Origin of the sequence: Microbacterium sp. NPDC057741 (genome assembly GCF_042798735.1) — a bacterium.
Lineage (GTDB): Bacteria > Actinomycetota > Actinomycetes > Actinomycetales > Microbacteriaceae > Microbacterium.
The window spans coordinates 163,004-177,697 of sequence record NZ_JBHVJW010000006.1; the positions used below are offsets into that span (position 1 = coordinate 163,004).

Below are 14,694 nucleotides of genomic sequence, written 5' to 3' on the forward strand. Positions count from 1 at the left end.
GGTGCTTCCTTCTCCTAGGTGGCTGGTCAGCGCAGTTGTACGGGCAACAGCTCTTCCGGCATGTTCTGATAGGCGATCGGTCGCTGGAACCGGTCGATCGCATGCGTGCCGACGCTGGTGTGCAGGGGATTCGTCGTGGCCGGGTAGGGCCCGCCGTGGTGCTGCGCCCTGGTCACCGAGACGCCCGTCGGCCACTGCTCCCAGAGGATGCGCCCGGCATTGTCCTCGAGCAGAGGGAGCACCGTCCGCGCCAGATCGAGGTCGGCCGGATCTGCGAAGACGCCGGCTGTGAGGTTGCCCTCCATCACACGCAGGGCGGCGAGCAGGTCGTCCTCATCTTCGTAGGTGACGACGACCGCGGACGGTCCGAAGCACTCCTCGAGCAGTGCGGAGGGAGAGTCCGCGACGGCGGCCGCGGTGGTCCGCATGGCGCCCGCCACGATCTCGGAGCCCGCCGGATCGCCGTGCACGAGGTCTGCTCCGGCGCCGAGCACAGCGGTGACGCTCCGCCGGAACCCGTCCTCGAGTCCCGGAGTCAGCAGCGGATGCACGTCGGTGGCGGCGAGCAGCGCCCCCAGCCGATCGGCGAACGGCACCTCGGCGGGCCAGAACATCACTCCGGGCTTGGTGCAGAGCTGGCCGCTGCTGCCGGTCACCGATGCCGTGAAGCCGGCCAGGATCGACTCGCCTCGGGCTCCGGCCGCCACGGGCGCGACGACGACCGGGTTCAGCGATCCGAGCTCGCCGTAGAACGGGATGGGCCGCGGTCGGGCGTTGGCGATGTCGAACAGCGCGCGACCACCCGCCGTCGAACCGGTGAATGCGGCGGCCGACACCCGGTCGTCCCGCAGCACGGCGATGCCCGCCTCCCGTCCGAAGACGAGCCCGACGGTGCCCTCGGGTGCTCGCCCCGCTCGCAGCGCGCCGTCGAGCACCTCGAAGGTCGCGCGGCTGAGTCGCGGATGCCCGGAGTGGGCCTTGACGATCACCGGGCATCCGGCCGCGAGCGCCGAGGCGGTGTCGGTGCCAGCGACGCTGAACGCGAACGGGAAGTTGCTCGCTGCGAAGTTGAGCACGACGCCGATCGGACGGGTCGTGCGGCGCAGGTCGGGGCGCGGCGCGGGGACGGCGTCAGGGTCGGCCAGGTCGATCTCGGCCGGGCGGTCGGCGGCGGCGTCGGCGTATCGGCGCAGTTGGTAGGTGGTGCGGGCGATCTCCCCGCGCAGGCGCTGCTCGGTCAGGTGCGTCTCCGCCATCGCGATCGGGATGAGGCGGTCGGCGGCGTCGTCCAGCGCGTCCGCCGCGGCATGCAGCATGACGCTGCGCTTCACCGGGGACTGCCGAGCCAGCGGCACGCGTGCGGCGGATGCGAGAGCGAGCGCGCTCTCGACCTCGTCGGGGGTGGAGTTCCGCTCTGCCTCGCCGGTCATGCGTCCGCCCGCGCGCCGGTCGTCGACGCGAACGCCTGCTTGCCCTCGACGACGACGTTGCGCAGCGTGCCGATTCCCGCCACCGTGATGGCGACCTCGTCTCCCGAGCGCAGGCTCACCTCGAGTTCCGGCACGATTCCGGTGCCTGTGGACAGCAGCATCCCCTCCGGGTGATGGTCGCCGCGGAACGCCCAGCCGAGCAGGTCGGTGAAGGTTCGGTGCATCCGGGCCGTCGAGGTCTCGGCATGCCAGACGATCTCATCGTCGCGGGTGATCGTGGCGGAGATGGCGAGCGACTGCGGATCGTCGACGGTCGCGGCCAGCCGGATGCGGCGGTGCAGCGCACAGGCGCCGGCGTACACTTTGGCCTGCGGCAGGTAGAGCGGGTTCTCGCCCTCGATGCTCCGGGAGCTGACGTCGTTGCAGATCGTGTAGCCGACCGCCTCTCCGGCGGCATCCGCGACCACCGCGACCTCGGGCTCGGGGACGTTGAGGGCGCTGTCGGCACGGATGCCGATCGGATCGCCGTCGGTCATCACGCGCCATGCCGGGGACTTGAAGAACAGCTCCGGACGCGCGGCGTCGTACACCCGGGAGTACACGTCCCCTGCCTGGCTCTCCTCGATCCGCGCCTCGCGGGAGCGCAGGTATGTCACGCCCGCAGCCCACACCTCGGTGCGCCCGGCGACCGGCGGCAGCCAATCCACCGGGTCCTGGATGCGTGCGCCCGGGGAGGCGACGATCGCGTCGATCCGCGCCCGACCGAGCGCGAGCAGCTCCGGCAGATCGATCTCGCCGAGGGAGTGCAGCGCGCCGTACTCGGTCTCCAGGCCCACGCGCGGGGCGCCGGTCGCCGGGTCGGTGAATCGAGTGAGGTACATGTCTCAGAGTCCTTTCGAAGCGGCGGATTAACGCCGGAGATGGTCGATCAGCGCGGCGACCAGGGGGTCGCCGCAGGGCCGGCTGACGGTGCGTCGAACGCGAACACGGAGCCCGCCAGCGGCTGCTGTGCGAGGGCGTCCTCGCCGAGCAGATAACGGGCGCTGGTCACCGCGATCGTGTCGCGACGCGGCCCGATGAAGCACAGGCTGGTGACCTGGGTGGCCGGCAGCTGCACGGTGCGCTCCAGCACGCCGGAGGGCGTGTAGCGGCGCAGCGCGCCGGCGCCGTGCAGCGCGATCCAGACGCATCCGTCGTCGTCGACGGCCAGGCCGTCGGGCAGCCCGTCGGCGGCGGGGATCTCGACGAAGACCCGCCTGCGGCTCGGCGTCCCGGTTTCCAGGTCGTAGTCGTAGACGTAGGTCGTCTGCGCGCCGCTGTCCGTGAAGTAGAACAGCGTGCCGTCGGGCGACCAGCCCATGCCGTTGGACAGGCGGGTGGACGCCTCGATCACCGTGGCCGCGGAGCCGACAGACGGTGCGGGCGAGTCCAAGGCGTCGGCGGGGGCGTCGAGCCGGTACAGAGCGCCGACCGGATCTCCCTGCTGCCAGTCGTAGGCCATGGTGCCGCCGAAGGCGCGGCCGCGCGGGTCGACCTTGCCGTCGTTGAAGCGGATCCCCGGATGCTCCGCGAGCGGCACCGCGAGATCGCGGAGCGACCCGTCGGAGGCGCGCAGTCGGAAGCCGTCGCGCATCAGCAGCAGCGACTGCGCGGGGTCGACGGTGGGCAGAACTCCGGCCAGATGGCCGTCGACGCGGAACGTGTCGGTGCTGCCGTCGGGACGCAGGGCATGGGCGGTGCCGGACAGGATGTCGACCCAGTGCAGGGTCTGCGTCCTGGCATCCCACACCGGACCCTCGCCGACGATCGCTTCCGCGCGCTGCAGGACCTCGACCGTGCTCATCGTCCTGCTCCCTCGATCGTGCTTGGCGCCTGTGGGTCGACGAGCACCTTCGCGAGGTGATTCGGCTCGGCCAGCTCGTCCAGGGCGGCTGCGGCGCCCGCGAGTGGGACGACGCGGCTGAGCAGCGGCCGCGGGTCGACCACCCCCGTGGCGAGCAGCCGCACGGCGGTGAGGACATCGACGTCCCACATGTGGGCGGCGGTGCCGATGAGGCGCTTCTCGCCCAGTACGACGTCCCGCCACGGGAAGGACGGCGGTGTCGGGTCGAGACCGACGAGGACCGTGGTGCCTCCGCGGCGGGTGAGGGCGATCGCGTCGTCCAGGGAGCGCGGGCGGCCCGCGCACTCGAAGACCACATCGGCGGGCCGGCCGGATGCCTGCAGGGCGGCCGCGGCCGTCTCCGCGCGATCCGCGGCGGTTCGGAAACCCAGCTCTGAGACGATGTCGCGCCGGTGCGCCGCCGGGTCCTGAGCGATGACCTCGGCACCGTGACCGCGCGCGACCTGGGCGATGAGAGTGCCGACGACGCCGGATCCGATCACCGCGACCGTGGTGCCGCGCAGATCGCCCGCCTTGGCGACGGCGCGCACGGCCACCGCGACCGGCTCGGCGAAGGCCGCGATGTCGACGTCGAGTTCCGGCGGCACGCGCACCAGGGTCGCGGAGCGGCACAGCATGTACTCGGCCATGCCGCCGGGGGCGTGCTGCCCGAGCACCACCAGGTCAGGGCAGAGGCCCTCTTCGTGGCGGAGGCACCAGTAGCACGCGCCGCAGCCCTCGACCACGTCGGGGATGACCCGGATGCCGACCAGCGCGGGGTCGTCGGGACACTCCGCGACGACCCCGACGACCTCGTGACCGATCGTCAGGGGAGCCGTGGCGCCGGACCGGTGATGCGGGGCGAGCGCGGGGATGTCCACCGGGCCGTGCAGGTACTCCTCCAGGTCGGTGCCGCACAGGCCGACGCGCTCGACGCGTACCAGTGCCTGGCCGGGACCGGGAACCGGTCGCTCGACCTCATCGACGCGCAGGTCACGGGCGCCGTGCCATCGGAGTGCTCTCATGACTGCCATCCTCCCGCTCCCTCACCGCTCGGACACGCGCCGCACGAACATGTCCGTGCCGAGCAGCTCCGGACGGATGCTCACGCCGTGCCCCGGCTCGTCGCCGACGGACATGGTCGAGCCGTTCACCTCGGGCAGCCCTGTCACGAGCTCGGCGTACCAGGTGCGCAGGAACGCTCGCACGGTCTCCTGGATCAGGCCGTTCGGCTGGCTGGAGGTGAGGTGGCCGCAGGCCGCGAGCGTGGCGGGCCCCGTGCAGTCGTGCGGGGCGATCGGCACGCCGTAGGCATCGGCCAGGGCCGCGATCTTGCGGGCCTCGCTGAGCCCGCCGCACCACTGCACGTCGACGGTCGCGTAGTCGACGACTCCGGCGTCGAGGAGCGGCAGGAACCCCCGCCGCCCTGTCGCAGTCTCCCCGGTGGCGATGGGCACGTCGATGTCGTCCCGGAGACGGCGGAGCGCGTCGACGGCGTCGGGCCGGATCGGATCCTCCACCCAGAACGGACGGAACTGCGCGACCTCTCGCAGGATGCGGCTCACAGGGGCCCGGTGCCACAGGCCGTGCAGCTCGAGCATCACGTCCATCCGATCGCCGACGGCGTCGCGGATGTCGGCGAACACCTGGAGCCCGGCATCGAGCTCAGCGGGCGAGATGTCGGTGCCGAACGTGCGCTCGGCGGCCCGGTCGAAGGGCCAGATCTTCATCGCGGTGATGCCCTCGGAGAGCAGATCGCGGGCCAGTTCCCCCGGGCGGGTGAGGAAGGCGTCGAGGTCGTCGAGCTCGCCGGCGGCCTCGCCGTGCAGGCCCCAGTTGCTGGAGGTCTGGCGAGCGCTGCTGCGTACGTAGTCGGCGCCGGCGCAGGTGTTGTACGTGCGCAGCTCGGTCCGCACAGGACCGCCCAGCAGCCGATTCAGGCTGAGTCCGGACTGCTTGCCGAGGGCATCCCACAGGGCGAGTTCGACCGCGGCGTTGCCGCGCGTCTCGGCGCCCCCGCCCTGATAACCGAGATACGGGCGGAGCGCTGCCGCCGCGCCTTCCGGGGTCGCGTCGGGGAGCGCCATGACGACGCCGGCGGCGGTCTCGTGGATGTACGCCTCCACGGCCGCGGCGCCGAAGAACGACTCGCCGAGGCCGATGGTGCCGTCGTCCGTGGTGACCTGCACGAACAGCATGTTCGGCTGGATCGCCGGACGGAGCGTCTCGACGCGGGTGACTCTCATGGGGTTCCTCTCGGGGATCGGTGTCTTCATCTAACCACTGATAAGACCGGTCTTGCCAGTTTGGCCAGAAGTTGTTAGATTCGCCCTGCAGCCAACCCGAGGCGATCACCCAGCGCCTTCCGCCCATCCCGCTCACCGTCGAAAGGGAGCACATGTCCAGGACGATCCACGTCTCGATCACCGGCGACGACGCGAACGAGGGCACCGCCGAGCGCCCCCTGCGCACGGTCTCAGCCGCCGCGGAGCGCGCCGGGGCTGGTGACACCGTGCTGGTCGCCGAGGGTGTCTATCGCGAACGCATCGATCCTCCGCGCGGAGGCGCAGCGGATGCGCCGATCACCTACGCAGCGGCCGCCGGGGCGAAGGTCGTGCTCACCGGCTCCGACCGCTTCGAGGACTGGAGGCACCTTGGTGGTGGCCTATGGCGACTGATCGTGCCGAACGGGTACTTCGGCGACTTCAACCCGTACGCGGAGGTCGTGCACGGCGACTGGTTCAACGGCAACGGGCGCCTGCACCGGCGGGGGAACGTCTTCCTCGACGGCCGCTGGCTTCCCGAGGTCGCATCCCTGGGCGGACTCGAGGCAGGGATCGGACTCGGCTGGACGTCACACGTGGACGGGCTGGAAGATCGGCCGATCGCCGACGTCTACGGTGCCGAAGGGCATTCCGCCTTCGAGACGGCAGTCTTCGATCGCGATGGTGTGACGACGATCACAGCGCGTCTCCCGATCGGTACGGATCCGAACTCCGGTGACGTCGAGGTCTCGGTGCGCGCGACCGTGTTCACCCCGACAGCCGAGCACATCGACCACATCGTGCTGCGCGGGTTCGAGATCCGCAACGCCGCGACCAACTGGGTTGCGCCGACGGTCGGCCAGGAGGGGATGGTCACGGCGTACTGGAGCCGCGGATGGGTGATCGAGGACAATGAGATCTGCTATTCCCGCTGTGCCGGTATCGCTCTCGCCAAGAACCGCGACGAGTTCGACGGCGAGCGCGGCAGCACCGAGGGGTACTACGACACCATCCGGGATGCCCTCGATCGCGACGGCTGGTCGCGCGAGACGATCGGTTCCCACATCGTCCGAGGCAATCGCATCCATCACTGCGGTCAGGTCGGCATCGTCGGCTCCCTCGGCTGCGCGTTCAGCACGATCGAGGACAACGAGATCCACGACTGCAATACGCAGGGCATCTGGACTGGCGCCGAGATGGCCGGCATCAAACTGCACGGCGCCGTCGATGTGGTCATCAGCGGCAACCACCTGTACCGATGCGGTGAGCCGGCGGCGATCTGGCTGGACTGGATGGCGCAGGGCACGCAGCTGATCGGCAACCTCATGCACGACAACATGCGGGACGTGTTCGTCGAGGTCAGTCATGGGCCGACCCAACTGGTGAACAACATCATGCTGTCGGGCCGCGGTCTGCTCACCAACTCGCGCGGGATGCTCGTCGCGCACAACCTCCTGCTCGGGCGGGTGGACGTGTGGCACGACGACCGCGAGACGCCTTACCTGCAGCCCCACAGCACGGCGCTTGCCGATATGTACCGGCTCTGCTCGATCGGGGACGTGCACTGGCACAACAACATCCTCAGCTCCGCTGTCGACTTGAGCCAATACGACAAGGCGGAACCCGACCTGCCCTGCTCATTCTCAGGGAACGTCTCGATCACACCGGAGGACCGTCTGCCGCACGAGGAGGAACTCGCCGCCGATCTCGATCAGTCGGAACAGGGATGGCGACTGGCGCTCGAGTCGCGGCCGGACTGGATCGCTTCCGTCGACCGCGTTGATGCGGCATCGCTTCCGGACGCCATCGTTCCGAAGCAGGGGTACACATCAACCGGTGGGGTCCCCGCAGACGTCGACACGGACTACTTCGGTTCGACGCGCGCGGCCCGGGCGACCCCTGGTCCTTTCGAGCCGGCTGCTGTCGGTGCGGTCACCGTCTGGCCGCTGTCGTCCCGGACTTGAAATCACCCGCCCTTCCGAACTCCATTCAACGACGAAAGGAAACAATCATGTCCCATTCACCGATGTCCAGCCCCCTGTCCCGTCGCGGCTTCCTGATGGGAGCAGTTGGTGTCGCCGGTATGGCGGCACTCGGCCCGCTTATGACCGCGTGCGGAGGTCAGCCCGCTGCTGACGCGATCAGCTCGGGCAAGGTCGATGTGTCCGTCTGGACGAACGACAAGAACTACCCGGCCTTCTTCAGGAAGCGGGCCGTCGGCCTGTCGGAGAAGGGGCCGTTCGACTACAAGGTGTCGGAGGTCGTCTCCAGCGACATCTGGACCAAGGCGCTCGCCGCCTACGCCGCGAAGTCGACAGTGCCGAGCCTGATGGGTATCGAGATCAGCCAATTCTCCCGGTTCATGCAGAACGACATCGCGAAGGACGTGTTCGTCGATCTGAGCGGCAAGATGGGTGCTCCGGACAACGCCTTCATCGAGGCGCGTGTCGACCCATACCGGATGGGCAAGGGCATCTACGCGATGGAGTCGGCGACCACCATCGTCACCCTCTACAAGCGGCAGGATCTGTGGGACAAGTTCTCCATCCCGAATCCCGACACCTGGGAAGACTTCCTCCGCATCGGCGGCGAGCAGTACACGCGCAACGGCATCCACCTCGGCATGCTGGCGGGGACTGACTCGGACATCTTCCCGAACCTGCTGTTCCAGCGCGGCGGGCAGGTGTTCGACGCGGATGGCAAGCAGACGGTGGACAGCCCGGAGGCGCTCGAAGCGCTGCAGCTGATGTACGACGGCGTGCAGAATGGCGCGTTCGGTGTCACGAACGACCTGTGGGGCGGCGCGGGAATCGGGACCATGAAATCGGGCAAGGTCGCCTCGATGTGGATGGCCGACTGGTTCAACCCGGTCTACCTGGTTCCGAATCTGCCCGAGCAGAAGGGCCTGTGGCGCATCGAGAACCCGCCGGTCTTCAGCGGAGGCGGATTCCCGACCAGCGTGCAGGGCGGCACAGGATTCGCCGTCACCAAGGGGCTGCCCGAGAGTGACGCGGCCGTCGCACTGCTCCAGGATGCCTACGGTAGCGAGGAAGGCCAGATCGCGCGCTTCACCGAACTCGGCTACCTGCCCACGATGAAGTCGGCGTGGGAGAACGACAAGGTGCTCGGCAAGGAGGACCCCTACCTCGGCGGCCAGCGGGTGATGGACATCTACAAGCCGCTGTCCAGCCAACTGCCGACGCAGGAGCAGAGCATCCGGTACGGGGACTTCCTCGCCGCGGCGAACGTGGCCGTCAGCGACATGATCGCCGGCAAGCTCACCCCGAAGGAAGCACAGAAGCAGATCGTCACCAAGCTCAGCTGAGGCATCCCGTCCGGCTCCGCCCAGTGCGGAGCCGGACGGACATCGGACTCTCGGAGGAGACCGCAGACCCATGACCACCATCACCCGCCCGAGCCCGCCGGCACCGGCCAGCGCCCCGCGCCGACGGGTCGCGCTGTTGCGCAGCGACCGGCGCGCACCCTACCTGTTCGTCTCGCCCTTCGTGATCGTCTTCCTCGCGTTCACCGTGGGCCCTGCGCTGTTCGCTGTCTACCTCAGCCTGCATGACTGGTCCGGTCTGGGATCCTTCACCTTCGTCGGCCTCGAGAACTACGTGACGTTGTTCACAGACACCGACTTCCAAGCCGCCGCCGCCAACACCGCGGTCTACATGATCGCCTCACTGCTGCTCGTACTTCCGCTTGCGCTGTTCGTCGCCTCGCTGCTCAATCAGCGCGGTCTACGCTTCCGCAACCTGTTCCAGACGGTCTACTTCCTGCCGATGATCCTGTCGCCGGTAATCGTCTCGCTCGTCTTCAACATCGTCTTCGACAAGGACGCCGGCCTCCTCAACGCAGCGCTCAGCGCCGTGCTCGGCGTCCCGCCGATCGGATGGCTGAACGACCCCGCCTGGGTCAAGGTCTCGATCATCCTCGTGCTGATCTGGCGGTACACCGGTTACCTGGTGATCTTCTTCCTCGCCGGACTGCAAGGGGTGCCGCAGGAACTGTACGAGGCGGTCGCACTGGACGGCGGCGGACCCGTCCGCGCATTCACCGCGGTGACACTGCCCAGCCTCAAGCCGGTTGTCGCCTTCGTCGCGGTGATCGTCACAGCCGGCTCGGCGCAGATCTTCGAGGAGCCCTACATCCTCACCAAGGGCGGCCCCGGCACGTCGTCCATCAGCGTGTCGATGTATCTCTACCGTGTCGCGTTCGATCAGGGTCACTTCGGGCTGGCCGCGGCCTGTGGCGTCGTACTTTTCATCGTCATCTTCGGACTCGGTCGCCTGCTGACCTGGGCCTTCGGTATCGGAACGGAGCGGGAATGACCATCCTCACGCAGAAGCCGGAGGCGACTTCAACCGTCTCCGTTGTGCTGCCCTCGAAGGGCCGCCGGCGTCATCGTCGTGACCTGCAGGCGCAGGGGCCCGCACGGCGCGTTCTCACCTACACCGGCCTGGTGGTCTGGCTGGTGCTCTCCATCGCACCGGTGCTGTGGGGGCTGTCCGGATCGTTCAAGACGACGGGCGACCTGTTCACGCCGCCACCGGGTCTCATCCCGACGAACCCGACGCTGCAGAACTACACGCACCTGCTCGACGAAGTCCCCTTCGCACAGTGGTTCGCGACCAGTCTGGTGCTGGCCGTGGTCACCAGCGCGATCGCGACGTTCCTGTGCGCACTGGTCGGATACGGCCTTGCGAAGTACCGGTTCCGCGGGCAGGGGCTGATCTTCGGGCTCGTGCTCAGCGCGCTGATGATCCCTTTCGCCGTCATCCTGATCCCGCTGTTCGTCGAGGTCTCCAATCTCGGCCTGGCGAATCAGTACGTCGCCTACATGATCCCGTTCCTGTGCCCCGCGTTCGGCGTCTTCCTCATGCGGCAGTTCATCGTCGGCGTGCCGGATGAACTCAGCGAGGCAGCGCGGATCGACGGGGTGAGTGAGTTCGGCATCTTCCTCCGGATCATCCTGCCGGTCATCCGGCCTGCTCTCGGAGCCCTGTTCGTTTGGATGTTCCTCGGTGTCTACAACGACTTCCTCTGGCCGAACACCGTCATGAATGATTCATCGCGGTACACGCTCTCGCTCGGACTGAACTCGTTGCGGACGTCCTTCTCGACTGACTACGCGATGATCCTCGCCGGCACCATGCTGTCCGCCATCCCCACGGTCGTGCTGTTCATCCTGCTGCGCAAGCAGCTGATCGAGGGGCTCACCACCGGTGCGGTGAAGGGGTGACGCTCACCGACGCGCGTGCGGGGCACGGGTATGGTGCTCGTATGAGTTCCTCCCTGGCGCACCTTGCTCAGGACGGCCCCGTCGGCGTGCGTCAGATCGTTGATGCGCTCGAGCAGGAGATCGTCGACGGACGCTGGGAAGTGGGCTCGAAGATCCCCAGCGAGCGCAAGCTCGCCGAAGAGGTCTCCGTGTCCCGCCCCGTCGTCCGTGAAGCGCTCCGCGTGCTGAGTGAACGGGGCCTGATCACCGTGGCACCCGGCCGGGGGAGCTTCGTCCGCCGTCTGAACCCGGCGGGCGAGGGTGGGAATGCCGACGTGCTGGTGCGCAGCACGCCGGTGAGCGCCCGACACCTCGTCGCGGCGCGCATCATGCTCGAGGGGGAGACCTCGGCGCTCGCCGCGGAGAACCGCACCGACGACGACCTCCGGGTGATGAAGGAGCTGCTCAGCGGATTCGAGGATGTGCCTGCCGATCGCGCGGCCGATCTCGACCTGGCTTTCCACGAATCGATCGCCATCGCCTCGCACAATCCGGTGCTGCAGATGATGTTCGGGTCGATCCGCAACCTCACGCACGGCATCATGCTTCGCAGCCTCACCGACCGGGAGGTGCGCGGCACGGGGGCACCGCTGCACGAGGTCGTGCTCACGGCGATCGAGGCGCAGGATGCCGATGCCGCGCGGGCGGCGATGGTCGAGCACCTCGGCGCTGCGACGAAGCTCTACGGCAGCGACTTGGATCGCCCGCTCGCCGACGTGCTGCGGCAGCGGGCGACCTCGATCCCGAGCCTCTCCGCGGTGCTGCGCGAGGTCAGTGCCCGCATCCCGGAGTTCTAGGACGCCGCGCTGCCATCGGCCGGATCGTTGCGCGTCCCGGCGGTTCGCTTTCCGCGGGCTCGTTCAGACTCGATCGAAACCGACCACCGAGCCGAGGAAACTCCGAACTAAGTAGTGCAGCGAGTCCGAAGCCGCGGGGGCAAAGCGCCCTGTCGTACCCCTCAACAGCGTGGACGTCTAGACGATAACGAACAGCGACGTCGCGGCAGTCGGCGTGATCGGCAGTGGCGTTCAGCCGCCGAACACTCACACTGGTCACGTTTCGACCTTTCTTCTTCGTCGATTTCGTGCGCGGAGAACCATTTCCCCCTGGGCACGAAGTCTTCTCCGCTGCGATCACCGCAAGGTTCGCTGAGCTCTTACCGTGCGTCGACGACAATTCCGCTGACCTGCACGTCGGCGTTCCCGACACGTTCCAAGCTGATGTCTGCTGCACCGTCTACGAGGTCGATTTCATGTTCGATCCAGACTCCGTCCGACTGGTCCTCGCCGTGACCCAGGAAGTCGATGGCCGTTGCGACGACCTCGCCGTTGATGCGGACGAGAACACGCCGGAAGAGGCTGTTCCACCCGGAGTCTTCCCAGAAGTAGAGGCGCACTCGCGCTCGTGACCCGATGGGCCCACTCACGCCCAACTCGATCCGTTGGCTGTGACGCCAGCTGCCGAGTTCCCCGGTCTGACGGATGGATTCGTTCTGCTCGCCGACGTTGAGCGCCCACCCCGGTGCAACAGAGATCCGGTCATGTGCCGGAACGTGCACCCCGCGCTGCGGCGGAGTGACATCCCAGGTGCCGTACTCGGGGTCGAACTGCACCTCGGGAATGTTCACACCCGGCCAAGCCGCAATGACCGTTTCGTCGCTGTGTGTACCCGTGATGCCGGGATCACCGTCAATGGCTCGGCGCATGCTGCCCATCAGTCGGGCAGTGCCGCCGAGAAGCTTCTCGTTGAGTGTGAGCACCATGCCGAGTTGGCCGATGTCGGGATCCCCGACACCGGGGCCCAGGCTGGCGACGAGATGCTCGATGGCTTGCACTGGCAGCTCACCGTCGATGAGGGCTAGAGCCGCCAAGAACCCCTCCCGGGTCGGCGTGCTCGAAGTGGCCTCTGTATGCCACGCGTGCGCAGCATCCAGCACTTGGAAGTGCGCGGCATAGTGGACTTCGACATAGGTGAACAGCTCCGCGAGCCGCTCCAGCTCCTGGTATTGCGACCGCGAGGTACCGCCGCGGGCAAGCGCGTCCCGAAGGGTTCCGGCGGCGCACGCAGCGAGGCGCAGCATCTCCTGTTGGTGCTCGGCCAACGGCCCTCTGCTCAGCTCCATCCATCGCTCTGGGAAGCCTGCGTCCGACCGTATGAAGCGATGGGCCCCCAACGCCGGGGTCAGGCCGCACTCGAGTCCGGGCCAGGACCACATGGTCGGATCTGCTTTCACTGTCAGTTCGTTGAGATCTTCCAACGCGCGGAACGCGTCGGCGACGCTCGGCGCAGCCGCCTCACCGAATCGGCGAGACGCCCAGTCGAGCAGGAACTCGTCGATGCTCGGCCGCGGGTTCCACATCTGCGATGTGATGAAGTCGAGATTGATCTGCGCCTGCACCGTGGTCCAGTGCAATGTCTGCAAACCGGACGCTCCCAACTCTTCGAGCCGGTCGATGACTGCGCGGGTGGCCTCGAACTTGGGCTGCACGACCTGCATGTGCTGGTCAGTCTCGGCCCATGTCACGTTCCATGTCTCACCATCGGTGGCCGCGTAGCTCGCCAGCCGATCCCCGTCCACAGTCATCCGAGGCTCGTACTTCGCGATGCTGCTGCGGATGAACCGGTCGCTGAGCACTTCATCTGCACACCGGAAGATAGCCTCGCACCCCCATCCGTTCGTTACGAATCGTGCATCGGGCTTCAACTCGGCTGCCAGCTCGTCGGCCAATTGCAGCCAACGCAGGTAGTCCGCGTCAGATGGTTCTGCGCTCGGGTCCTTGGCTTGGAGAGCCTCGCGGAAGGCCGCATCGTCCGGGTGCGGTGATCCGCTGTTCGCGCGCCAGATTCCGGCCTCGGATTGCCACAGCCCGTAGTAGTCGCAGTCGGGATACGCCTTGAACAGGGCGGACAGCTTAGAGCGGAGCAGCGCACGGGCACTCGGTGAGCTTGGCTGCACAAGGCGCCCGTGCTCGTAGAGATCCGATTCCGGCATGATCGACCTGGCCTCTTGGCCGAAGTCGAGCGCGTTCGCAGGCTCAATGCCGAAGCAGGTCTTCACACCCAGCGAGTGAGCATGCTCGATCACCCTGCGCATGAGCTCTTGAGCGTTCTGCGCGCGCTCAGCTCCCGACGCATGGAGTGGGATGTCCCGAGAGACGAATCGCTCAGGGGCGCCGGCCATCACTTCCGCACCGACCCGCACTGCCGAAAGGTCACGACCAGCGAGGTGAATCTGGTCCGCACTCACCCCACCGATGTCGTACCCGGTGTACAGCGGCTCGTACAGATAGAGGGGGATGTCCAGCAGATTGAGCCCGAGCTTGGGGAACTGGTCGAGGTACTTCTTGTACTCCTGGAGGCCCCATACGTCACGACCTGGCAACCAGAAGCACCACAACTGGGTGCCCCTGGTCATGAAACGCGGGGCCACTGTGCGGACCGCGCTGAGCCCAAGGAGTTCAGCGGCCGGATCGGGGGCGACGTCGCCTGCGAGGCTGAACCCGAAGCCGAACTCACTCAGGAGCGCCGCAGCGGCGGCCTCGACGACCGCATCTCCGTCCGCCACGACCCAAGCCACTCCGCGCGTTGGCTCTGTCGTGACGGAGATGGCGTAACCGCCTGCAGGCACGTGATCAATGTCGCTGCCACGCAGCAGCCCCTGAGCCCCGGGCGCACTCGGGTCAGCCTGGATCGATACCGACAGCACCACCTGCTCGTCGTTGAGACCGGGAAAGGCCTGGCGAAGCTGGGCCAACATCTGCTCGCATCTGGCTCGCACCGCGTCACTACGGACCTGGATATCGAGTCGAAGACCTGCGCCGGTCATGGAGTTCC

The 14,694-nt window shown here is 67.7% G+C and carries 11 protein-coding genes; 5 read left to right on the top strand and 6 right to left on the bottom strand.

The annotated features are described in order from the left end of the window. Window positions 1-26: 26 nt before the first annotated feature. From ACFVDO_RS17415 to ACFVDO_RS17435, 5 genes are read right to left on the bottom strand one after another with little or no spacing between them, the layout of a single operon-like run. On the bottom strand, window positions 27-1,430 hold the full coding sequence (locus tag ACFVDO_RS17415; protein WP_378858785.1) for an aldehyde dehydrogenase family protein: 1,404 nt from the start codon (window positions 1,428-1,430) through the stop codon (window positions 27-29). Then, entirely contained in the window at window positions 1,427-2,311 is an 885-nt protein-coding gene (locus ACFVDO_RS17420; protein WP_378858784.1) for a fumarylacetoacetate hydrolase family protein, read from the bottom strand. The genes ACFVDO_RS17415 and ACFVDO_RS17420 overlap by 4 nt, the downstream gene beginning before the upstream one ends. A 47-nt stretch (window positions 2,312-2,358) precedes the next feature. Next, window positions 2,359-3,273: an SMP-30/gluconolactonase/LRE family protein gene (locus ACFVDO_RS17425; RefSeq protein ID WP_378858783.1), complete on the bottom strand. Its 915-nt coding sequence runs from the start codon at window positions 3,271-3,273 to the stop codon at window positions 2,359-2,361. Continuing rightward, on the bottom strand, window positions 3,270-4,337 hold the full coding sequence (locus tag ACFVDO_RS17430) for a zinc-binding dehydrogenase (protein ID WP_378858782.1): 1,068 nt from the start codon (window positions 4,335-4,337) through the stop codon (window positions 3,270-3,272). Before ACFVDO_RS17430 ends, ACFVDO_RS17425 begins: the two co-directional genes overlap by 4 nt. Before the next feature lie 21 nt (window positions 4,338-4,358). Further along, window positions 4,359-5,558: a mandelate racemase/muconate lactonizing enzyme family protein gene (locus ACFVDO_RS17435; protein WP_378858781.1), complete on the bottom strand. Its 1,200-nt coding sequence runs from the start codon at window positions 5,556-5,558 to the stop codon at window positions 4,359-4,361. 152 nt (window positions 5,559-5,710) lie between these two features. Between ACFVDO_RS17435 and ACFVDO_RS17440 the strand changes: the two genes are divergently transcribed. The 5 genes from ACFVDO_RS17440 to ACFVDO_RS17460 all read left to right on the top strand — a co-directional run bounded on the left by ACFVDO_RS17440 (window position 5,711) and on the right by ACFVDO_RS17460 (window position 11,657). Continuing rightward, complete coding sequence (locus ACFVDO_RS17440; protein ID WP_378858780.1) at window positions 5,711-7,540, top strand: right-handed parallel beta-helix repeat-containing protein; 1,830 nt, start codon at window positions 5,711-5,713, stop codon at window positions 7,538-7,540. Between the two features lie 62 nt (window positions 7,541-7,602). Beyond that, on the top strand, window positions 7,603-8,901 hold the full coding sequence (locus ACFVDO_RS17445; RefSeq protein ID WP_378858779.1) for an ABC transporter substrate-binding protein: 1,299 nt from the start codon (window positions 7,603-7,605) through the stop codon (window positions 8,899-8,901). A 70-nt stretch (window positions 8,902-8,971) separates the two neighbouring features. Beyond that, the gene (locus ACFVDO_RS17450) at window positions 8,972-9,910 is read left to right on the top strand and encodes a carbohydrate ABC transporter permease (RefSeq protein ID WP_378858778.1); all 939 of its coding nucleotides are present in this window, start codon (window positions 8,972-8,974) and stop codon (window positions 9,908-9,910) included. Next, a complete protein-coding gene (locus ACFVDO_RS17455) occupies window positions 9,907-10,821 on the top strand; it encodes a carbohydrate ABC transporter permease (RefSeq protein ID WP_378858777.1) in 915 nt (304 codons plus the stop codon). Before ACFVDO_RS17450 ends, ACFVDO_RS17455 begins: the two co-directional genes overlap by 4 nt. Window positions 10,822-10,862: 41 nt before the next feature. After that, window positions 10,863-11,657 carry a FadR/GntR family transcriptional regulator gene (locus ACFVDO_RS17460; protein WP_378858776.1) on the top strand — a complete coding sequence of 265 codons (795 nt, stop codon included), beginning with the start codon at window positions 10,863-10,865 and terminating at the stop codon, window positions 11,655-11,657. A 359-nt stretch (window positions 11,658-12,016) separates the two neighbouring features. Here ACFVDO_RS17460 and ACFVDO_RS17465 read toward each other — a convergent pair whose 3' ends face one another. Continuing rightward, complete coding sequence (locus tag ACFVDO_RS17465; RefSeq protein WP_378858775.1) at window positions 12,017-14,686, bottom strand: hypothetical protein; 2,670 nt, start codon at window positions 14,684-14,686, stop codon at window positions 12,017-12,019. Window positions 14,687-14,694 lie beyond the last annotated feature (8 nt).